This is a genomic window from Dactylosporangium sp. CA-052675 (assembly GCF_050947935.1).
Lineage (GTDB): Bacteria > Actinomycetota > Actinomycetes > Mycobacteriales > Micromonosporaceae > Dactylosporangium.
The window spans coordinates 5,020,157-5,040,693 of the sequence record NZ_CP192010.1 but is presented as its reverse complement, the minus strand read 5'-3'; the positions used below and the strand labels follow the sequence as shown (position 1 = coordinate 5,040,693).

Here is a 20,537-nt window from a genome sequence, read left to right as displayed (position 1 = left end):
ATCCGCCATCCCCGACGCCGTTGAACGCCAGGGTGCACGCGAACGTCTTCCCCGTTGGCGCCGGCCACCACAATCGAGCGCCGACCACACGGACCCACCGCGCGCACGAACCTCGCCACCGCCGACTACAACCGGATTGCTGAGCGCGCGGACCTCGAGCGGGTAGCGGATTACTGAATTATCGAATTACCGGTAATCGCAATGGCGGTAATTCGGCGCCGATCACACAGCGTGATCGGCGGCATTGATCACCGGACCGTGAAGGAGGCGGTGACCGGCTCGGCCGCAGCGTACGTGGCATCGCCGGGCTGGTCGGCAGTGATCGTACAGGTGCCGAGCGTCAGCAGCGTGACCGTCGCCTCGGAGACGGTGCACACGGGCCGGGTCTCGCTCGTGTACTTCAGCGGCAGGCCGGACGACGCCGAGCCGGTCAGCCGCACCGTCGTGGTCGACAGGGTCGCGTCGGCGAGCGGGCCGAACGCGATCGTCTGCGGGGCCAGCATCGTGGTCACCGTCAGTATCGGGGCCAGGGCGCCGCACTGGTCGCCGCACGTGCTCCTGATGTCAGTGACTCTCGTCGGGACGCCGGCGACGTCGCTCAGCGTGACGTCTGCGGCGGTGTAGGTGCCGGTCTGGTCGGCGATCACCGGCAGGATGACCCCGCAACCGCCGGGCATGGGTTCGACGCGACCCCAGGTGGTGACCTTTGTGCCGTCTTGCGTCGTGGTGACCGGGCCGCCGCAGGTGTTCTGCGGCGGCGCGCCGAGCGGGGTGATCTTCAGATGTGGCGGGAGGGCGGCGGTAAAGGTGAACGGGACCGCCGCCCGAGTCGGGTTGAACACGGCGATGCCGAGTGCGGTCGGTTCTCCGATTGGGACGGTGGCCGGGTTGGCGAAGAATGCCGCCACGTACGGCTGGCCGATGACGGGCGGCACGGCCGGGGCAGTCGGGCCGCCGGACGCGGTTGGGCCCGCGGAAAGACCGGGACTCGCGAAAGCGCTGGGCGAGACACCGACCCCAGAGCCGGCGGAAGCGCCCAGCCCCGAGGAAATGCGAGGACCCGAGGAAATGTGAGGACCCAGAGAAACGCGAGGACCCCCGGAAACGCGGGGACCTGGAGAAACACGGGGACCTGGAGAAACGCGAGGACCTGAGGAGGCAGGAGCACCCGGGAACGCGCTGGGACCAGAAGAGAACGCGCTGGGACCAGAGGAGGCAGTGGGACTAGAGGAGGTAGCGGAACCGGAGAAAGCGGCGAGGTCTATAGGAGCCGTAGCAGTGGAGGGACTCACGGTGACGGAACTGTCGATCAAGGCGTGCCCCGGCGCGGTCGACGGCCAGGTGAACAGCACGGCGATGGCTAGCATCACCGGCTGCGACCACAGCCTTGTTACGCTTCCGCGTCCGCGCGCGATGACCCAGCGTGGCTCCACGATCGCAGAATAGGCATAATTGCGCACCAACCGGGCCGGATCGCGGAGATCAGGTATCGATGTGTACCGTGCTCCCGATGGACGGGAGCGGTGCCGGCGACGAGCCCCGGGTGCTCGGCGGGCGGTACCGGCTGGATGACATCCTCGGCGTCGGCGGGATGTCGGTGGTCTGGCTTGCCCACGACTCGGTGCTGGGGCGCTCCGTCGCCGTGAAACTGCTGTCCGGACGGTACGCGGCCGATGAGCGCTCGCGGCGCCGAATCCGGGACGAGGCCCGCGCGGCGGCTGGGCTGTCGCATCCGAACATCGCGCAGGTGTACGACTTCGGCGAAGCCTTCCCCGGCGACGACAAGGCATCGACGACCGGCGACAGACCTCAACACGGAAGACGATCCGGAAACGGCACGCCACGGACCGGAAGACCATCTGGAAGCGACGCGTCGCAGGCCGGAAGACCGTCCGGAAGCGACTCGCCGCAGATCGCAAGACCGTCCGGGAGCGACACGTCGCAGGCCGGAAAACCGTCCGGAAGCGACTCGCCGCAGAGCGCAAGACCGTCCGGGAGCGACACGTCGCAGGCCGGAAAACCGTCCGGAAGCGACTCGCCGCAGATCGCAAGACCGTCCGGAAGCGGTTCGTCGCAGGGTGCGACACCGTCCGAGAACGAGACGCGTCAAGCCGCCGGTGACCCATCCGGAAGCGTGCCGTCACCAAGCGTTGCCGGCGAGACGCGGGAGGCGAGGACGGGCGGCGGGCCGACGCCGTACGTCGTGATGGAGCACGTCCCCGGCCCCACCCTCGCCCAGCGCCTCGCCGAGGGACCGCTCCCGGCCGCCGACGCCCTCCGCATCTGCGCCGAGGTCGCGGCCGGCCTGGCCGCCGCGCACGCGTACGGCCTCGTGCACCGCGACGTGAAGCCGGCGAACATCATCCTGTCCCCGGGCGGCGCCAAGCTCGTCGACTTCGGCATCGCCGCGGCCGTCGGGCCGGCAACGCTCACCGACACGGACGCGAGCGGGCGGCCGGTGCTCGGCACGCCGCAGTACCTGGCGCCGGAGCGCCTCGGCTCCGACCCGGTCACCGCGGCGTCCGATGTGTACTCGCTGGGCGTGGTGCTGTACAAACTGCTCGCCGGCGCTTTGCCCTGGCCTGTCGCCGACGGGCCGGACGTGATCGACGCGCACCGCCACCGGGTCCCGGCGCCGCTCCCCCGGCTGCCCGGGGTGCCGCCCGCCGTCGCCGACCTGTGCCGCCGCTGCCTCGCCAAGCATCCCCGCTCGCGGCCGAGCGCCGACAAGGTCGCCGCGGTCCTGCGCGCCTCGGCGGAGCCGCGCCCGTCGCGGCTCCGGGTCGCGGCGTGGCCGGCGGTGGCGGCGGCCGGGGGCGCGACGGCGGCCGTCCTCCTCGCCTGGGCACTCGCCTCCACGCCCGACCACCCGGTGCCGGCGGAGGCCCAGCCGTGGCCGGGCGACCCGGCCATCTCCCAGGCGGTCGTGAGCCGGTCCGACACTTCGCCCAGCGCCGCCGCGAACCCGCCGGCCGGGAACCCGGGCACCGCGGTCACCGGCAGGGCACCGAGCGTAGCGGGCAACGGTGGTGACAGCACGGTGGCTACCGGTGCGCCGACCCTCGGCCCGACCGTTGGCGCGACCGGTGGCGTGACGACGACGGGCCCGGCCACCCCGCCGCCGCCGACCCGGTGGACGTTCACCTCCGACGGCGGCACGATCACGGCCGAGTGCGCCGACGGGCTGGCGCGGATCACCGAGCGGACGCCGTCGAAGTCGTGGAAGGTCGACGACGAGCGGCCCGGGCCGGCCGCCGCCGCGAGCGTGACGTTCCGGCACGGCAACACCCGCGTCACCATGACGGTCACGTGCCCCGGCGGGACGCCGTCGCTCAGCACCGACACGCAGTGACCGCATCGGGTCACGCCGGGTATGCGGCCCCCGGCGTCGACGCGATCAGGACCTGGGCCGCCTCGCGCCACCCGAGCGCCCGGTAGAGCAGCCGGCCCTCCTCGCTCGCGACGAGAATGCCCTCCTCGGCGCCCCGCTCGGCGGCGGCGGACGCGAGGGCGCCCATGATGGCGGCGGCCAGGCCGCGGCGCCGATGGTCCGGGCCGGTCAGAATCCGGTCGGGCACGGCGGTGCGGGCACCGAGGCCGGCGAAGCCGCGCGCCGCCCATGCGTCGCCGGGCGCGGACACGGACACGCTGATGCAGGCCCCGTCGGCCTGGATCTCCATCCGGTACGGCTCCGGCACCCCACCCCGCGGATGCGTCCCCAGATCGGTGGCCATCAGCCGCTCCGAGGACCGCAGCAGCACCAGACCGGCCCGCTCGAGCGCCGCGGCCGAGCCGGCGGGGTCGGTCGTCGGCACGGTCAGCCACGTGATCGCGTCCTCGGCCGCGACGAGACCGGCCAGCCGGGTCAGCGCACCGGGGTCGTCATCGAGCGCGAAGTACTCGATGTCGCGACCCACCTGCCTGCAGTGCACCCGCAGTCCGTCGCCGAGGTCGTCGGCCGCGGGCAGCTCCCGCGCGGCGGTCCAGCCTTGTACCCAGCGCGCGAACAGCTCACGGAGCTCACTCATGCCGCCAAGTAGATCAAACCTCATCAGACCGGCGGCACCTCCGGAGGCGCTGCCGCGGACTCCGGCGACGGCACCCCGGGAGCCGACGGCGGGATGATGGAAGCCCACGGTGACGCCCGGACAACGGAATGCGACGCACCGGGAGCCGGCCGCGGCACCGAGGGAGTGGTCACGCTTTGCCGGCCGCCGGGCGCTCACCGAGCAGGTCGGCGAAGAGTGCCCGGTAATGCATCAGGGCCTGGCGCAGCTGCTCGGTCGACGCCTGCCCGCGCTCGTTCACCTTGTTGATCTCGTGGGCCTCGCGGTAGTGGACCAGCGTCTCGGCGTGCTCGACGCTCAGCTCCTCCGCGCGGGTGTCGAAGTCGTCGACGGGGTAGCCGCGATCGGCCATGACCTGCGTGACGAGTTCGTCGGCCTCCCGGGTCGCGGCCTCGGGCTCCTCGACAAAGTGGGCCTGGGTGCGCTGCCACCGGTCGGCGTACGCCCGGCGCTGGTTCGGGTCGAGGTCGCGCAGCGCCAGGCTGTCGTGGCGCTGCGCGCGCCCGCGCAGGTCGCGCTCCGCCGCGCGGCGGGACGGTTGTTCCGCGACCGCCCGGTCGTACTCGGGGCCGAACCGCCGGCGCAGTTCCACGGAGCGGCGACGCCGGCCGATGGCCGTCGTGACCGCGGCGATGACGATCAGCACGAGCACGATGACGGCGAGTGTGGTGGCGGTCGTTGACATACGGCCACGCTAAATCGGCCGGGTGGATGCCGCCCTCACCCGCGCTGGAGGGGTGATCCGGGTCGACGGCTGAAGAGAGAAGCCCGTCAGACGTTCCCGAGTGCCTGGCGGACGGTGGAGCGCGACAGTCCTTCCCCGAGCTCCTGGCCGACGGCGAAGCAGTGCCTTGCCGACGGCGAAGCAGTGCCCGGTGGACGGTGAAGCGCGTCCGCCGTTCTCCCAGCGGGTTTTGCACGGGTGAAGCGCGTCAGCGGTTCCCGAGCGCCTGCACCAACTCCGCCTTGGTCATCGCCGACCGGCCGCGGATGTTGCGGCGCTTGGCCTCGGCGTAGACGTCGTCGCGCGAGCGTTCGGACCGGGGTTGGTTGCGCGTCGCCTTGTTCGGGGTGCGCGGCTTGTCCGAGGACTTCATCGTCCGCGACGGCTTGCCCAGCTCCCGCCAGCTCGTCTCGGTCATCTCGACGCCGTAGCGCTTGGCGGCCCGCTTGATGCGGCGGAACGCCTCGTCCCGCTCCTCGTCGCTGGCGTCGCGTACCTGATCGAACCGCGCGATCGCGTTGCGCACGTGCGAGGCGTCGTTGAGCGGCTCCTTGCGCAGCCGCGGGAACGCGAAGGTGCTGTCGGACATCGCGTTGCGCTCGGCGGCGTCGAGGGTGCCGGAGCGCTTCCTGTTTGCAGCCATACAGCTCGCATACCCGAAGCGGGCCGATGTATTCGGCCGGCGACGCCGCACTCCGGACAGCGACTCGGTCAGCCACCGCCACAACCCGCGCCGACGCCGAGGACGCCGCAATGAAGACGCCACACTCCGGACAACGGCTCAGTCAGCCACCGCCACAACGCGCGCCGGCACCGAGGACGCCGCGCTGAAGACGCCGCGCTGAAGACGCCGCACCGAAGACGCCGCACCGAAGACGCGGCACTGAAGACGCCGCACTCAAGACGCCGCACCGAAGACGCCGCACTCCGGACGCGACACGCTCAGCCGGCGCTGCGGCCCGCGTCGGGGCGGGACTCCCCCGGCGGTGTCCGCTCGGAGTCGCGTCCCGCGCCGGGCGGCCGCACCGGCTCACGAGGCGGTGTCGACGGCGGAGCGGAGCCGGGACGGCGAGGTTGCTGAGTATCCATGAGCCTTGCGACTACCCCGCGGTGCTGCCGTCAAGCAAATCGGCAGCAGGCCCGCCAACGATGCCGATGACGCCGTGTCGTCCGGCGGATGAGGGGTAGTGGAGCCCACCGACCACGAAGGAGACGCCAGGGAGACGACATGGAGACGTCCGCCACGTTCATCGGTACCGCCACCGTCCTGCTCCGGGTCGGCTCGTTCACGCTGCTCACCGACCCCAACTTCCTGCACCGCGGCCAGCGCGCCTACCTCGGCCACGGGCTCTCGAGCCGCCGCCTCACCGAACCCGCGCTCGGCCCGGACGACCTGCCCCCGCTCGACGCCGTCGTGCTGTCGCACCTGCACGGCGACCACTTCGATCGCATCGCCCGCCGCCGGCTCCCCCACGACGTGCCGGTGCTCACGACCGTGCCGGCGGCGCGGCGGCTCCGGCGGTGGCGCTTCGACGATGCCGTGGGACTGCGGCCGTGGAGCGACATGGTGCTGCGCCGCGCCAACGAGACCCTGCGCGTCACGGCGGTCCCGGCCCGACACGGCCCGACCGGGCTGCACCTGGCGCTGCCGACGACCATCGGCACGATCCTGGACTGGGAGGTCGACGGGTTCCGCCGGTTGCGGCTGTACATCTCCGGCGACACCAGATTCAACCGGCGCCTGCTGCGCGACATCCCCGACCGCTTCCCCGGCGTCGACACCGCGCTGCTGCACCTGGGCGGCACCCGCATCCTGGGCGCGCTGGTGACCATGGACGCCCGCGACGGCGTGGCCCTGGCCAACCTGATCCGGCCGGACCGCGTGATCCCCATCCACTACGACGACTACGGCGTGTTCGGCGACCCGCTCTCGAACTTCCTGCAGCCGACGGTCACCGCGCACATCCCGGCCACCGTGGTGCCGATCCTGCGCGGCGAGACGGTGAGCCTCAAGGCGAGCCCGGTCCCGGCGTACGGCTAGCGGCCAGGCGCTCCAGCGCCGGCAGTGCGGCGGCGAGCAGTTCCTCGTCCTGCTCGGACAGCCCGGCCATCAGCCCGGCCAGGTGCCCGGCCCGCACGGCGCGGCGCCGCTCCAGCAGGTCGATGCCGGCCTGGGTGACCTCGATCAGCACGACGCGCCGGTCGGTCGGCTCGGCGGAGCGCACCACGAGGCCCTCGCGCTCCAGGCGCTGCACGAGCTGGGTCATGGCCGGCTGGGTCACGCCCTCCGCGGCGGCGAGGTCGGTCAGCTTGCGGGGGCCCTCCTGCTGCAGCCGCCAGATCGTCGACGCGGCGGTCAGGCTGATGTCGTTGGGTGGGTTGCCCTGCCGCAGCACGCTGAACACGCGCTCGACGGCGACGGTCAAGCGGGAGGGATCCAGACCAGTCCGGGGCGCGACCATGCCAATATTGGAACACGCCGAGGTCAGGCCGGGTCGAGAAGCTCCCGCACGGCGCGCTCCGAGCCGGCCGTCTCGCCGCTGTCGAAGGCTTCGACGACCCGCGGGTCCACGTAGGAGGCGCGCGCGACCGCGGGCGTGTTGCCGAGCTTCTCGGCGACCTCCCGCATCGCGCCCGACACGGCCTTGCGGCGCTTGGCGGCGGTCGGCTGCGGGCCGGCCTCGTCGAGCGCCAGCGCGGCGGTGACCGTACCGTGCCAGGTGCGGAAGTCCTTCGCGGTCATCTCCTCGCCGCTGATCTCCCGCAGGTACTCGTTGACGAGCCCGGCGTCGACCGGCTGCCAGCGCCGGCCCGACGGGTCCCAGTAGGCGAAGAGCCGGTTCTCGCCGCGGCGGCGCCGGCGCAGCTCGCGCAGGACGGCGGCGATCTCGCCGTCGGCGACCTGCGAGGCGTGCTCCACGCCGGACTTGCCGGTGAACTCCAGCAGCACCCGGCCGCGCTTGAGCCGCACGTGCTCGGGGCGCAGGGTGGACAGCCCGAACGACGGGTCCTCGGCGCGGTCGGCCGAGGCCGCGCCGCCGACGCGGAACATGCCGAGGTCGAGCAGGCCGGCGATCGCGGCGAGCACCCGGTCGCGGCTCAGGCCGCGGCCGTGGGTCAGGTCGCGGCGGACCCGGGCGCGCATCCCCGGCAGCCGCTCGGCGACCTCGCGGACACGGGCGAACTTGCCGCGGTCCCGCCGCTCGCGCCACTGCGGGTGGTACAGGTACTGCTTGCGCCCGGCCGCGTCCGTCCCGGTCGCCTGGATGTGCCCGCACTCATCTGGGCTGATCCACACGTCCTGCCACGCCGGCGGGATGGCGAGCGCCTCGATCCGCGCGATGGCCGAACGGTCGCGCAGCCGCTTGCCGTGCACGTCGAGGTAGACGGATCCGCGCCGGCCCAGGCCCGGTTTGTCCAGGTGGCTCCGGCGCAGTCGCATGCCGTCGCCGGTACCCCTCACCCGATCCGCAAAACGCGCAAGTTCTTGCGGGCAAAGCGAGGATTCTTGCCGGAGACGGTACGCTGAGCCCGTGGCGACGAGGCTCTCCGAGGTGGCGAAGTACGCCGGGTACAGCGAGGCGACGGTCAGCCGCGTCCTGCGCGACGTGCCCGGGATCGGCGCGGACACCCGCGACGCGGTGCTGACCGCGCTCGACGTGCTGGGCTACCAGCGGCCGACCCGGCACCGGCGGGAGCTGGGCAGCCTGGTCGGCATGGTGCTGCCCGACCTGCACAACCCGATCTTCCCCGCCTACGCGGAGGCGATGGCCGGCGCCCTGGTGCGCCAGAAGCTCATCCCGGTGCTGTGCACCCGCACCGCCGACGGGGTGTCCGAGGCGCACTACATCGAGATGCTGCTGGCCCGCAAGGTCGCCGGGATCATCTTCGTCGGGGCCAGCTACGTCGACGCGGGGCCCGAGCAGGCCAAGGCGCTGCGCGCGCGGCGGCTGCCGATCGTGCTCATCAACGAGGCCGACGAGAACCTCGGGGTGCCGCGCGTCGCCGTCGACGACGCGGTCGCGGTCGACCTGGCCGTCACGCACCTGCGCGACCTGGGCCACCAGCGCATCGGGCTGATCGTCGGGCCGCGCGGGCACGTGCCGTCGGAGCGCAAGCTGACCGAGTTCCGCAAGCTCGCCACCGACAAGCGGCTCGTCGCGCACACGATGTTCTCCATCGCCGGCGGGCAGTCGGCGGTCGCGCCGCTGCTGGAGGCCGGGGCGACCGCCGTGGTCTGCGCCAGCGACACGCTCGCGCTCGGCGCCATCCGCGGGGCCCGCAAGCAGGGGCTGCGGGTGCCCGAGCAGCTGTCCGTCGTCGGCTTCGACGACTCGGTCTACATGCCGATGATGGACCCGCCGCTGACCACGGTGCGCCAGCCGATCGGAGCGATCGGGGTGGCCGCGGTGCACTCCCTGGTCGCGCAGATCGAGCGGCGGCCGGTGCCCCTCGAGGAGGAACTCTTCGAACCCGAACTCATCGTCCGGTCCTCGACGGCCGCCGCTCCGTAAGCGGCACATCGAGCGGCGGCCGGTGCCCCTCGAGGAGGAACTGTTCGAACCCGAACTCATCGTCCGGTCCTCGACGGCCGCCGCTCCGTAAGCGGCAGATCGGGCGGCGGCCGGTGCCACCGAGCAGGAACTCTTCGAGCCCGGACGCATCGTCCGGTCCTCGACGGCCGCCGCCGCACAGACGCTTGCGATCTACGCGATGGTTTTTGCACTCATCAGGCCGAGGGTGTCGACGACCCGGTTGGCGAAGCCCCACTCGTTGTCGTACCAGCCGACGACCTTGACGTGCCGGCCGTCGACTCTGGTCAGCGCCGAGTCGAAGACGCACGACGCCGGGTCGCCGACGATGTCCGCGCTGACGATCGGGTCGGTGCAGTACGACAGGATGCCCTGCAACGGCCCCTCGGCCGCCTCGCGGTAGGCGTCCAGCACCGCCTCGCGCGTCACATCGCGCTCGACGGTCGCGTTGAGCTCGACCAGCGATCCGACCGGGACCGGCACCCGGATCGAGTCGCCGGACAGCCGCCCGGCCAGGCCCGGCAGCACGAGCCCGATCGCCTTCGCGGCGCCGGTGGTGGTCGGCACGATGTTCACGCCGGCGGCCCGGGCGCGGCGCGGGTCGCGGTGCGGGCCGTCCTGGAGGTTCTGCTCCTGCGTGTACGCGTGCACGGTCGTCATGAACCCGTGCTCGATCCCGGCCAGCCCGTCGAGGACGGCGGCCAGCGGGGCGAGCGCGTTGGTGGTGCAGGAGGCGTTCGACACGATCGTGTGACGGTACGGGTCGTAGGCCTCGGTGTTCACGCCGTACGCGAGCGTCACGTCGGCCCCCGCGGACGGCGCGCCCACGAGCACGCGCTCGGCGCCGGCCTCCAGGTGCGCGCGGGCGGCGTCGGCGGCGGTGAACCGGCCCGTCGACTCGAGCACGATGTCGACGCCGAGCTCGGCCCAGGGCAGCTTGACCGGCTCGCGCTCGGCCAGGGCCCGGATGCGCCGGCCGTCGACGACCAGCTCGTCGCCTTCCGCCGCGACCGGGCGCCCGAATCTTCCGAGGGCGGTGTCGTACCGCAGCAGCTGCGCCAGCGCCGCCGGCGCCGCGAGATCGTTGACGGCGACGACCTCGAGGTCGCTGCCGCGCTCGACGATCGCGCGGAGCACGCTGCGGCCGATGCGACCAAAACCGTTGATGGCAATTCGTCCAGACATGCGGCAATCGTCGCCTTCCGCCCGATCAGGCGACAGCAGACGGCTCGCCAGTCTCCGCAAGCATCGCGCCACCCGACCGCTCTTCCCGATGCGTCACGCCGCCCGACCGCGATTCCCGGTGCGTCACGCCGCCCCGTCGGCCGTCGACCTGCGTCACGCCGCCCGACCGCTCTTCCGGGTGCGTCACCCCGCCCGGGCGCGACTCCCGGTGCGTCACGCCGCCCCGTCGGCCGTCGACCTGCGTCACGCCGCCCGGCCGCTCTTCCAGGTGCGCCAAGCCGCTCGGCCGCGCGAAGGTCTTGCGGTATTCGCTGGGCGAGGTGCCGAGGATCCGCTGGAAGTGCAGCCGCAGGTTCGAGCCGGTCCCGAGCCCGACCCGCGCCGCGATCTGCTCGACGCCGAGCCCGCTGCGCTCCAGCAGCTCCCGCGCCCGGTCCACGCGCGCGCGCAGAATCCACTGGGTCGGCGTGTAGCCGGTCTCCTCCAGGAACCGCCGCGACAACGTCCGCGCCGACACGTTCGCGTTGCGCGCCAGGTCCTCCAGAGCCAGCGGCTCCCCGAGCCGCTCGAGCGCCCACTGCCGGGTGGCGGCGAAGTGCTCGCCGACGGCCTCGGGCACGCTGCGGGGGATGTACTGCACCTGCCCCCCGCTGCGGTACGGCGCCGCGACGAGCCGCCGGGCGACCACATTGGACAGTGCGACCCCGTGGTCCCGCCGGACCAGGTGCAGGCAGAGGTCGATCCCGCTGGCCGCCCCGGCCGAGGTGAGCACCTCCCCCTCGTCGACGAAGAGCACGTCCTCGTCGACGCGGATGGCGGGGTGCCGCCGGGCGAGCTCGCGCGTGTAGTGCCAGTGCGTGGTGGCCCGCTTGCCGTCCAGGAGCCCGGTCGCGGCGAGCGCGAACGCGCCGGTCGAGATCGCGGCGAGCCGCACCCCGCGCGCGTGGGCGGCCCGCAGTGCGGCGACGACCTCGGCCGGCGGCTCCTCCCGGTCGGGGTGCCGGTACCCCGGGATGAAGATCGTGTCGGCGGCGTCGAACGCGCCGAGGCCCTCGGCCACGTGGTAGGCCAGCCCGTCTCCCCCGGCGACCAGGCCGGGCGCGGCCCCGCACACGTGCACGGCGTAGGGCATCCCCGGCCGGTTGGTGAAGACCTGCGCCGGGATGCCCACGTCGAGGGGCTTGGCCCCGTCGAGCACGAGCACCACGACTCGGTGGATCGCTCTCACTCCAGCAGCGTCACACCCGCGGCGGCCCCGCCGGAAGTGTCTGGAAAGCCACGGACCGCAAGTTTCTCGCCAGGACCCGGCCGCGGACGGCCGGGCCCGGGCGTGCCGGTGTCGTCAGAGGGCCAGCCAGGCGCTCCCGTCGGCCGGCAGCAGGCCGTCGCGCAGCGGCTCACTGGTCAGGAGGACGTCGGCGTGGGCGGGGAGCCGGGCCGGGGCCGCGGTGAAGTTCACGACGCACGCGAAGCCGTCGCCGCGGCGGAAGGCCAGCACGCCGTCGTCGCCGGCGATCCAGGCGATGTCCTCCGGCAGCGTGGTCAGGCGCTCGCGGCGGATCGCGAGCGCCTGGCGGTACAACCGCAGCATGGAGGAGGCGTCCGGCTCCTGGGCCTCGACGGTCAGGGCCGACCAGCCCGCGGGCTGCGGGAGCCACGGCTGCGCCGCGCCCGGGGGCGAGAAGCCGAACGGGGGTTCGCCTCCGGACCACGGCAGCGGCACGCGGCAGCCGTCGCGGCCGCGGTCGGTGTGCTCCGAGCGCTCCCACGTCGGGTCCTGGATGCGCTCCAGCGGGATGTCCTCGACCTCGGCGAGGCCGAGCTCGTCGCCCTGGTAGACGTACACGCCGCCGGGCAGCGCCAGGGTGAGCAGGGCGGCGGCGCGGGCCCGGCGGGTGCCCAGGGCCGGGTCGGTGAACGCGCCGTGGCGGCGGTTGCCGAGGTCGAACGTGGTGTCCTCGCGGCCGTAGCGGGTCACGTGGCGGATGGTGTCGTGGTTGGACAGCACCCAGGTCGGCGGGGCGCCCACGAGGCGGTGCGTGTCGAGGGTGTCGTCGATCGTCTTGCGGATCGCGTTGGGCTCCCAGGCGCAGCACAGGAACTCGAAGTTGAACGCGGAGTGCAGCTCGTCCGGGCGCAGGTACCGCACGAACTGCGCCGTCGTCGGCAGCCAGACCTCGCCCACGAAGACCCGCGGGTCGGCGTAGCCGTCGGCGATGCGCCGCCAGGCGCGGTAGATCTCGTGGACGCCCTCGTGGTCCTGGTAGGGCAGGTCGGCCGGGTCCGGGTCGGCGCCCACGTCCGGCAGGCCGGGAGTCTTCATGAGGCCGTGGGCGACGTCGATGCGGAAGCCGTCGACGCCGCGGTCGAACCAGAACCGCAGCACGTCGGCGAACTCGGCCCGCACGCCCTCGTGTTCCCAGTTCAGCTCGGGCTGCTGGGGGGCGAACATGTGCAGGTACCACTCGCCGTCGGGCAGGCGGGTCCAGGCCGGGCCGCCGAAGTAGGAGCGCCAGTCGTTCGGCGGCAGCTCCCCGCCGGCGCCGCGGCCGGGCCGGAACCAGAAGCGCTCCCGGGCCGGGTCGCCGGGCGGCGCGGCGAGCGCCGCCCGGAACCACGGATGCGCGTCCGAGCAGTGGTTCGGCACCAGGTCCACGAGCACCCGCAGGCCCTGCTCGTGCGCCTCGGCGAGGAAGCCCTCGGCGTCGGCGAGGGTGCCGAAGAGCGGGTCGATGTCGCGGTAGTCGGCGACGTCGTAGCCGCCGTCGGCCATCGGGGAGACGTTCCACGGCGTCAGCCAGAGCGCGTCGACGCCCAGTTCCCGCAGGTACGGCAGCCGCGCCCGGAGGCCGGCGAGGTCCCCGACGCCGTCTCCGTTGCCGTCGGCGAAGCTGCGCAGGTAGATCTGGTAGATGGCGGCGGTGCGCCACCAGCCGTTCGAACGCATGGAGCGTCTCCCCAATGAGGTTGCGGGTTTACCAGCCCGAGTTGCCCGGGCCGCGGGTGATCGGGTAACCGCCCGGGTTGTTGAGGCCGCCGGACGCGGCCCCGGTGACGGTCACGAAGGTGGCGGTGGCGGCGCCGCTGACGTTGAGCACGTCGATGCCCCAGGTGCCGGCGCCGGTGATGGTGAGGTGGTCCAGCAGCAGGTTGCCGATGCGGTGGCTGTCGCTGAGCAGCACCGCCTGGTAGGTGCTGTCGGCGATCGTGTTGTAGGAGAGGGTCACCGGGGTGGTGATGTCGGACTGGTTGGCGTAGACCCACATCGCGCCGAGGTTCGACTGCCAGTTCGGCTCGTAGCCGCCGGTGCGGGTGAGGGTGTTGCGGGTGACGGTCGTCGGGCCGCTGAACGGGATGCCGAAGCGGCTGCTGACGGTGATGCCGGCCGAGCCCGTCACGGTGTCCGACACCAGGTTGTCCGCGGCCAGGTTGCCGCTGCCGCCGTAGATGCCGATGCCGTTGGCCAGCAGGGGCGTCTGGACGGTGTTGAAGGTGTACGACGAGTTCGTCACCGCGTTCGTCTGGGAGAACATGGCCAGGGCGTCGTCGCCGGTGTTGCGCACCGACGACTGGTCGAAGCGCGTGTTGCCGAGGCTGCCCTGGTAGGCGTTGAGGTTCGCGCCGTCGGCGAACGTGTTCGCGATGCGCAGCGCGGCGGCGTACAGGCCGTCGGTGCCCGCGGAGACCCACACGCCGGTCTTGGTGTGCTCGATGCGCACGTCGAACAGCAGGGAGCCGGTGCCGAAGTTGCCCTCGATGCCGGTGTCGAAGTTCGTGTCGTCGCGGTACGTCACATCGCCCGACATCGTCAGATCGGCGATCGTGACCCCGGAGCCGGTCGCGTAGAACCCGCCCTTGCCGTTGCGGCCCTTGACCGTGCTGTACCACTGCCCGGCCCCGCGCACCGCGACGCCGGCGAGGTTGATCCGGCTGGTGATGTCGAACGTCCCCGCCGGGATCCACACGCCCTGGCCGGCACCGCGGGCGGCCGAGACCGCGCTGTTGATGGCATTGGTGTCGTCCGAGCCGTCCCCCGACGTGGCGCCGTAGCCGGCGATGGAGACGAAGTTCGCCGGCATGGTGTAGGCGGCCGCGGCCTGCTCGGCGTCGACGACGTCGATGGTGTACGAGCTCGCCGTGTCGGACGCGTCCTTCTGCAGCTTCAGGACGGTCCCGGCGGGCCAGTCACCGATCGTCGCGCGGGTCTCGTCGAAGAAGTGATGGGCCGAGCCCTGCGAGGGGACGTTCGTGTACGGGTACGCCCCGTAGACCCATGAGTAGCGGGACGTGAGCGTGATGTCCTTGACGTGCGTCCCGTTCGCGTAGAGCGAGATCGGCGCGCTCGCCCCGGCCCCGTCCGCGCTGTCCGGGATCGAGTAGCGGATGGTGAGCGCGTTGGCGGGCTTGCTCAGCGTGAACTGCACGTACTGCCCGGCCCCGGTGAGCTGGACGGCCTGGCGCCCGGTCGCCTCGCTGGCCACCGTGAGGAAGGTGCGGCTCGCGGCCAGCTTCGTGCCGTTCGTGGTGGCGTCGGCCGCGCGGTACTCGGTGTAGGGCAGCGTCGCGCCGCGGGCGGCCAGGGCCAGCCCGCCGGTGACGCCGACCGAGTCGATGTCGACGCCGCCGGTGTCGCCGCTGTCGACCTGCCAGCCGATGAGGTTGAGCCCGGCGCGGAGGGTGACCGTCTGGTTGGCGGTGAGCCACCCCGACCCGGCCGGCAGGTTCACGCGCCCGATCTTGATGCCGTTGACGTACTGCGACAGCGTGCGCACGGCACCGGACGTGTTCGTGTAGCGCAGCGACACCTGCCGCGCGCCCGCCGCGGGCGCGTTGACGGACACGATGACCCGCGCGCCCACGGCGGAGAAGCCGGTGAGGTGGTCGCCGGAGACGCTCGGCCCGCCGGAGAAGAACGCGGTCTCGGCCTCGTAGGTCGAGGCGGATCCGGGCGGGGTGGACGTGGACGGGGTCGGCGAAGGGGCCGCGCCGACGGTCAGGTTGTCCAGGTTGACGTTGCCGGAGTCGGTGCCGTCGAACCGGTAGGCGACCGTGTTGCTCGCGGCCGTCAGGTTCACCGGCTCGGTCGCCGTCGACCACGTGTCCCAGTTCGCCGTCGCCGGCAGGGAGATCTGCCGCAGCTTCACGCCGCCGGTGTACAGCGACAGGGTCATCGCGGCCCCGGTGCCGTTGGCGTAGCGCAGGGTCAGCGACGAGGTGGCCGGCACGGTGAAGCCGACCGACGCGCTGCCCTTGTTGGCGTCGGTGAACCCGCCGACGAACCCGGTTCCGGTGTATCCACCGTGGTCGGTGGCCACGACGGCCCCGCCGGACAGCGTGGCGTTCTCGGCCTCCAGGCCGCTCGAGGCCGCGGCCGAGACCGTGACGCTGTCGAGGTTCACGTTGCCGGAGTCGGTGCTGTCGAACCGGTAGGCGACCGTGTTGCTCGCGGCCGTCAGGTTCACCGGCTCGGTCGCCGTCGACCACGTGTCCCAGTTCGCCGTCGCCGGCAGGGAGATCTGCCGCAGCTTCGAGCCGTTGACGTACAGCGAGAGCGTCTTGGCCGAGCCGGTGCCGTTGGCGTACCGCAGCGCGAGCTGGTTGCCGGCCTGCACGCTGAACGTGGTGGCGGCGCTGCCCTTGTTGCCGTCGGTGTAGCCGCCGACGAACCCGCTGCCGGTGTATCCACCGTGGTCGGTGGCGACGGCGGCGCCCCCGGAGAGGGCGGCGGACTCGGCCTGGTAGGTGGCGGTGGCCGCGTCGGCGGGGCGGGCGACCAGGGCGATGGCGGCGCCCGCGATGGCCGCGGCGGTGGCGGCCGCCGCGACGATCAGTCGTCGTTGCATGTGCTGCTCCCTTCTAGTGCGCGTAGACCTCGAACTCGGACAGCTGGGCGGCGGGCCAGCCGGTGTTCGCGGTGAAGGTCAGGGTGATCGTGCGCAGCGCGGTCGGCGGGAACGTGATGGTGACCGCGTTGCCCGTGTCCGGGTCGAGGGTGTAGTCCCTCGCCGGCACCACGCCGTTGACCTCGATCGTCTCGGTGCGGGCGCCCCAGTTCGGCGGGAGCTTGAGCACGAGCCGGTCCACGGTGCGGGCGTCGCCGAGGTCGAGGGTGACGGTCTGCGGGAAGGCGTTGTTCGCGCTCTCGAAGTAGGTGCCCGGGTCGCCGTCGATCAGGTTGGCCGGGCCGGTCCAGGACAGCGCTTGCGAGCTGGAGGTGATCTGCTGGCCGAGCGCGAGGTTGCCGTCGGGGTCGAAGCCGACGCCGCGGACGGAGACGACGTAGGGGCCGGCGGGCGAGCTGGTGTCGAGCATGATCCGCTCGGCGAAGACGCCGGCGTGGTCCGGGTCGAAGGTGACGGTGACCGTGCAGGTGGCGCCGACGGCGATCGTGGCGCACGGCGCGGTCGCGGTGTAGCCGGTCGGGGCCCGCAGCGCGCGGACGTCGATCGGCCTGGGGCCGGGGTTGGTGATGGTGAACGTCTTGGTCCCGGCGGTGTGCAGTGCCCGGTTGCCGAAGTCGAGGCTGTCCGCGCTGAGCCTCAGCGCGCCGGCGGGCGGGAAGCCGCAGCCGGTGCTCGTCCATCCGAGGTTCCCGGGGCCGCGGTCGATGACGAAGCCGCTGCCGCAGTCGTACTTCCCGGCGGTCGCGACCACCCACGAGAAGCGCGCGGAGCCGGGCGCCTGCAGCTGCACCGCGAACGTTCCGGGGTGGATGATCGCGACCCGGTCCAGGCGCACGTTGTCGATGCGTTTGCCGAAGAACTGCACGGCCGCGAACGGGCTGTCCACGATGGACACGTCGTGCACGTCGACGGCGCCGGTCATCGGGGCGTCCGCGGCGGAGAACCACAGCGCGGCGATCTCCTCGGGCGGGTTCGGCACCAGGTTCCCGGCGCGCAGCAGCACGTTGCGGGCGATGGTGGTCGTGCCCGCGAGCGGCACGGCGCCGAAGCGGTTGCCGACGTGGATGCCGCCGCCCTGGGTGACGGTGTCGGCGGCGACGCTGTCGGTGACGGCGTTGTCGCGGCCGCCGTAGATCGCGAACCCGTTGGCCAGCAGCGGGGCGATCACCGTGTCGTGCACGAACGCGTTGTCGTGGTCGGCGCTGCCGTCCGACCACATCGCGAGCCCGTCGTCGCCGGTGTTGCGCACGAACGTGTCGCGGATGACGGTGTGGGCGACGCCGTTGTGGAGGTTCACGCCGTCGGCCATGGTGTTCTGGATGCGGGCGTGGCTGACGGTGAGCCCGTCGCTGGGCCCGTCGAACCACATGCCGACCTTGGTGTGCTCGATCCAGACGTCGTCCACCGTGGACCCGTGGCCGAAGGTCCCGCCCAGGCCGCTGTCGGAGGTGGAGTCGTCGCGGACCGTGGTGTCGCCGGCGATGGCGAAGCCGGCCAGGTGCACGGCGGCGGCGCCGGTGCCGAAGATGCCGACGTTCGCGCCGCGCAGGACGGTGTGCCACGGCCCGGCGCCGCGCAGGGTCACGCCGTCCGCGGTCAGGTGCCGGGCGACCGCGTAGGTGCCGGCGGGCAGCCAGACCCCCTTGGCCTGGGCCTTCCCGGCGTCGAGGGCGGCCTGGATCGCCGCTGCGGAGTCGGCGGCGCCGCTCGGGTCGGCGCCGAAGTCGATCGCGCTGAGGAAGCCGGACGGGCGGGCGGCGGGCGCGCCGGCCAGCTCGAAGTCGGCGAGGTCGACGACCACGGCCGCGGTGGCGGTGAACCGGACCCTGGTCCCGGCGGGCAGGGTCCGGCCGAGCAGCGCGTGGACATCGTCGAAGTAGTGGTGCTGGCCGCCGTCGGCCGGGTTGTTCGTGTACGGAAAGTTGCCGTAGACGTGCGAGTAGCGGGTGGTGAGGGGTAGCTCGGTGCCGGTGGAGACGCGCAGCTTGGCGTCCGGGCTGCCGTCGGGCAGCGAGTAGCGGACGTTCACCGCGTCGGCCTTGGCCGTGAGCGTGAACTCGACCCATTGGCCGGCCCGCAGCGAGACAGCGCGGCGACCGGACGCCTCGGCGGCGAGCCGGGTGAAGTCCACGGACGGGCCGACCCGGCCGCCGTTGGTGGCCGCGTTCTCGGCCTCGTAGGTGGTGAAGGGGACGTTGGCGCCGGGCGGGGTGACACCGGCGGAGGCGCGGACCGGACACAGGATGACGGCAGCGGACAGCGCCGCCGCGAACATGCGACGTGACATGGGGTGTTTCAGCCCTTCAGGCTGCCGGTGGTGAGGCCGGACATGATGTTCTTCTGGAAGATGAGGAAGAACACGACGGTCGGGACGGCGGCGATGACGGCGCCGGCGATGACGACGTTCTGGGTGAGGCCCTGCGAGAAGGCGTAGATGCCGACGTTGACGGTCCGGTGCTCGGCCGAGGGCTCCACCAGCAGCGGCCAGAGGAAGTCCTTCCAGATGGCCGTGAGCGAGAAGATGGACACGACGCCGAGGATCGGCCGGGAGATCGGCAGCACGATCGACCACAGGCTGCGCAGCGGTCCGGCGCCGTCGATCGCCGCCGCGGCCATGAGGTCCGGCGGGATCGAGTCGAAGAACCGCTTGAGCAGGAAGATGTTGAAGGCGTTGGTGACCGCGGGCAGCCAGATCGCCCACGGGGTGTCGACGAGGTTCCAGTGCACCAGCGGCAGGTCGATGGCGGTGACGTACTGCGGGATCACCAGCACCGTCGAGGGGATCATGAGCGTGGCCAGCATCAGCGCCAGGATCCCGTTGCCGAACGCCGGGCGCAGCTTCGAGAACGCGTAGGCGGCGGCGACGTCGAGGACCAGCTGGAAGGCGAGGGCCCCGAAGGCGTACCAGACCGTGTTGAGCAGCAGCCGCCCGAGGCTCAGGGCCGTCCACGCCTCGGCGTAGTTGCCGGGCTGGGGGTCCCGCGGGTACAGCGTCGGCGGGATCTGGGCGACCTCCGGGCCGGACTTCAGCGCGCCGGTCACCATCCAGTACAGCGGGCCGGTGAACACGATCGTGAAGAGCACTACGACGGCGACGACGATCGCCCAGTAGGCGCGGCGGGCCCCCGGGCGCTTGAGCCGGGCCGGGGAGATCAGCGTGCGGGCGGCGGAGTCCATGTGACGGCCCTCAATCCTGCTTCGGGCTCAGCCGCGCGTAGGCGACCGAGAAGCCGGCCAGCACGACCATGAGCATCACGCCGAGGGCAGCGGCGCCGTTGAGGTCGTTCTGCTTGAACGCGTGCTGGTACATCAGGTAGACCACCGACGTCGCCGAGTCCTCGACCCCGGCGCCGCCGGCCAGGATCAGCGGCTCGATGAAGACCTGCATGGTCGCCACGACCTGCAGCAGGAACATCAGCGACAGGATCAGCCGGGTCTGCGGGACGGTGACGTGCCACAGCCGCCGCAGCAGCCCCGCCCCGTCGAGCTCGGCCGCCTCGTAGAGCTCCCCCGGGATGTTCTGCAGCGCGGCGAGGTACACCAGGATCGAACTTCCGACGTTCATCCACGTCGCCGCGATGACGAGCGAGGGAGTCGTCATCGCGGTGGACTGCACCCACTGCGACGTCGGCAGGTGCGCCGCGTGCAGGAGGTGGTTGAAGATGCCGGCGTCGCCCGGGTCGTAGGCGTAGCGGAACAGCAGCAGCGCCGAGGCGGGCGGGAGCATCACCGGCAGGTAGACCACGGCCCGCAGGTAGCCGCGGGCGTGGCGCAGCTCGTTGAGCAGCACGGCGATGAAGAACGGCAGCGCGTACCCGATCACCAGGGCCAGCACCGTGAACATCGCCGTGTTGCGCCACGCCGCGGCGAAGCTGGGGTCGTGCCAGAGCCGCACATAGTTGTCCCAGCCGACCCAGGTGGTGACCCCGCGCCGGGTGCGCTGGAAGCTCATGACGAACTCGCGGACCATCGGATACCACGAGAACACCGCGAAGCAGACCACCGCCCCGGCGAGAAAGCCGTGGCCGGTCAGGTTGTGCACCAGGCGGCGTTGCCGCAGACTCTGCGTCTTGGGCAGGGCGCGGGCCGGTCGCACCGCGCTGTCGAGCCGGACCGCGCCGTCCAC

17 protein-coding genes are annotated in these 20,537 nt (G+C 72.5%); 4 read left to right on the top strand and 13 right to left on the bottom strand.

Annotation, left to right across the window (positions count from 1 at the left end; translation table 11 throughout):
• Positions 1-248: 248 nt before the first annotated feature.
• Positions 249-935 carry a hypothetical protein gene (locus ACQP1P_RS23250; RefSeq protein ID WP_433089393.1) on the bottom strand — a complete coding sequence of 229 codons (687 nt, stop codon included), beginning with the start codon at positions 933-935 and terminating at the stop codon, positions 249-251.
• A gap of 358 nt (positions 936-1,293) precedes the next feature.
• Between ACQP1P_RS23250 and ACQP1P_RS23245 the strand changes: the two genes are divergently transcribed.
• Together ACQP1P_RS23245 and ACQP1P_RS23240 are read left to right on the top strand one after the other, a co-directional pair.
• On the top strand, positions 1,294-1,446 hold the full coding sequence (locus ACQP1P_RS23245; RefSeq protein WP_433089392.1) for a hypothetical protein: 153 nt from the start codon (positions 1,294-1,296) through the stop codon (positions 1,444-1,446).
• Between the two features lie 760 nt (positions 1,447-2,206).
• Positions 2,207-3,352, top strand: coding sequence for a serine/threonine-protein kinase (locus tag ACQP1P_RS23240; RefSeq protein WP_433090089.1), 1,146 nt, complete (start codon positions 2,207-2,209; stop codon positions 3,350-3,352).
• 10 nt (positions 3,353-3,362) lie between these two features.
• On the opposite strand, the gene ACQP1P_RS23235 is transcribed toward ACQP1P_RS23240, so the two are convergent.
• The 3 genes from ACQP1P_RS23235 to ACQP1P_RS23225 all read right to left on the bottom strand — a co-directional run bounded on the left by ACQP1P_RS23235 (position 3,363) and on the right by ACQP1P_RS23225 (position 5,434).
• Positions 3,363-4,028, bottom strand: a complete 666-nt coding sequence (locus ACQP1P_RS23235) for a GNAT family N-acetyltransferase (protein WP_433089390.1) — start codon at positions 4,026-4,028, stop codon at positions 3,363-3,365.
• Positions 4,029-4,197: 169 nt separating this feature from the next.
• Complete coding sequence (locus ACQP1P_RS23230; protein ID WP_433089388.1) at positions 4,198-4,752, bottom strand: hypothetical protein; 555 nt, start codon at positions 4,750-4,752, stop codon at positions 4,198-4,200.
• A gap of 247 nt (positions 4,753-4,999) precedes the next feature.
• Positions 5,000-5,434, bottom strand: a complete 435-nt coding sequence (locus ACQP1P_RS23225) for a DUF6582 domain-containing protein (RefSeq protein ID WP_433089386.1) — start codon at positions 5,432-5,434, stop codon at positions 5,000-5,002.
• Positions 5,435-6,019: 585 nt separating this feature from the next.
• Between ACQP1P_RS23225 and ACQP1P_RS23220 the strand changes: the two genes are divergently transcribed.
• A complete protein-coding gene (locus ACQP1P_RS23220; protein ID WP_433089384.1) occupies positions 6,020-6,832 on the top strand; it encodes an MBL fold metallo-hydrolase in 813 nt (270 codons plus the stop codon).
• Here the strand turns inward: ACQP1P_RS23220 and ACQP1P_RS23215 are convergent.
• Both ACQP1P_RS23215 and ACQP1P_RS23210 read right to left on the bottom strand, forming a co-directional pair.
• Positions 6,801-7,217 carry a MarR family winged helix-turn-helix transcriptional regulator gene (locus ACQP1P_RS23215; RefSeq protein ID WP_433089382.1) on the bottom strand — a complete coding sequence of 139 codons (417 nt, stop codon included), beginning with the start codon at positions 7,215-7,217 and terminating at the stop codon, positions 6,801-6,803. The genes ACQP1P_RS23220 and ACQP1P_RS23215 overlap by 32 nt on opposite strands.
• Before the next feature lie 59 nt (positions 7,218-7,276).
• Positions 7,277-8,233: a DNA topoisomerase IB gene (locus tag ACQP1P_RS23210; protein ID WP_433089380.1), complete on the bottom strand. Its 957-nt coding sequence runs from the start codon at positions 8,231-8,233 to the stop codon at positions 7,277-7,279.
• Positions 8,234-8,324: 91 nt separating this feature from the next.
• On the opposite strand from ACQP1P_RS23210, the gene ACQP1P_RS23205 reads away from it, so the two are divergent.
• The gene (locus tag ACQP1P_RS23205; protein WP_433089378.1) at positions 8,325-9,305 is read left to right on the top strand and encodes a LacI family DNA-binding transcriptional regulator; all 981 of its coding nucleotides are present in this window, start codon (positions 8,325-8,327) and stop codon (positions 9,303-9,305) included.
• Between the two features lie 192 nt (positions 9,306-9,497).
• Here the strand turns inward: ACQP1P_RS23205 and gap are convergent, their stop codons facing one another.
• The 7 genes from gap to ACQP1P_RS23170 all read right to left on the bottom strand — a co-directional run bounded on the left by gap (position 9,498) and on the right by ACQP1P_RS23170 (position 20,507).
• The gene (gap, locus tag ACQP1P_RS23200; RefSeq protein ID WP_433089376.1) at positions 9,498-10,508 is read right to left on the bottom strand and encodes a type I glyceraldehyde-3-phosphate dehydrogenase; all 1,011 of its coding nucleotides are present in this window, start codon (positions 10,506-10,508) and stop codon (positions 9,498-9,500) included.
• A 25-nt stretch (positions 10,509-10,533) separates the two neighbouring features.
• A complete protein-coding gene (locus tag ACQP1P_RS23195; protein ID WP_433089374.1) occupies positions 10,534-11,736 on the bottom strand; it encodes a GlxA family transcriptional regulator in 1,203 nt (400 codons plus the stop codon).
• Between the two features lie 114 nt (positions 11,737-11,850).
• On the bottom strand, positions 11,851-13,455 hold the full coding sequence (locus tag ACQP1P_RS23190; protein WP_433089372.1) for a glycoside hydrolase family 13 protein: 1,605 nt from the start codon (positions 13,453-13,455) through the stop codon (positions 11,851-11,853).
• A gap of 28 nt (positions 13,456-13,483) precedes the next feature.
• Complete coding sequence (locus tag ACQP1P_RS23185) at positions 13,484-16,351, bottom strand: carbohydrate-binding protein (protein ID WP_433089370.1); 2,868 nt, start codon at positions 16,349-16,351, stop codon at positions 13,484-13,486.
• Between the two features lie 13 nt (positions 16,352-16,364).
• Positions 16,365-18,698, bottom strand: a complete 2,334-nt coding sequence (locus ACQP1P_RS23180; protein WP_433089368.1) for a glycosyl hydrolase family 28-related protein — start codon at positions 18,696-18,698, stop codon at positions 16,365-16,367.
• Between the two features lie 8 nt (positions 18,699-18,706).
• Positions 18,707-19,588, bottom strand: coding sequence for a carbohydrate ABC transporter permease (locus tag ACQP1P_RS23175; protein WP_433089366.1), 882 nt, complete (start codon positions 19,586-19,588; stop codon positions 18,707-18,709).
• Positions 19,589-19,598: 10 nt separating this feature from the next.
• Positions 19,599-20,507 carry a carbohydrate ABC transporter permease gene (locus ACQP1P_RS23170; RefSeq protein ID WP_433090087.1) on the bottom strand — a complete coding sequence of 303 codons (909 nt, stop codon included), beginning with the start codon at positions 20,505-20,507 and terminating at the stop codon, positions 19,599-19,601.
• Between the last annotated feature and the right edge of the window lie 30 nt (positions 20,508-20,537).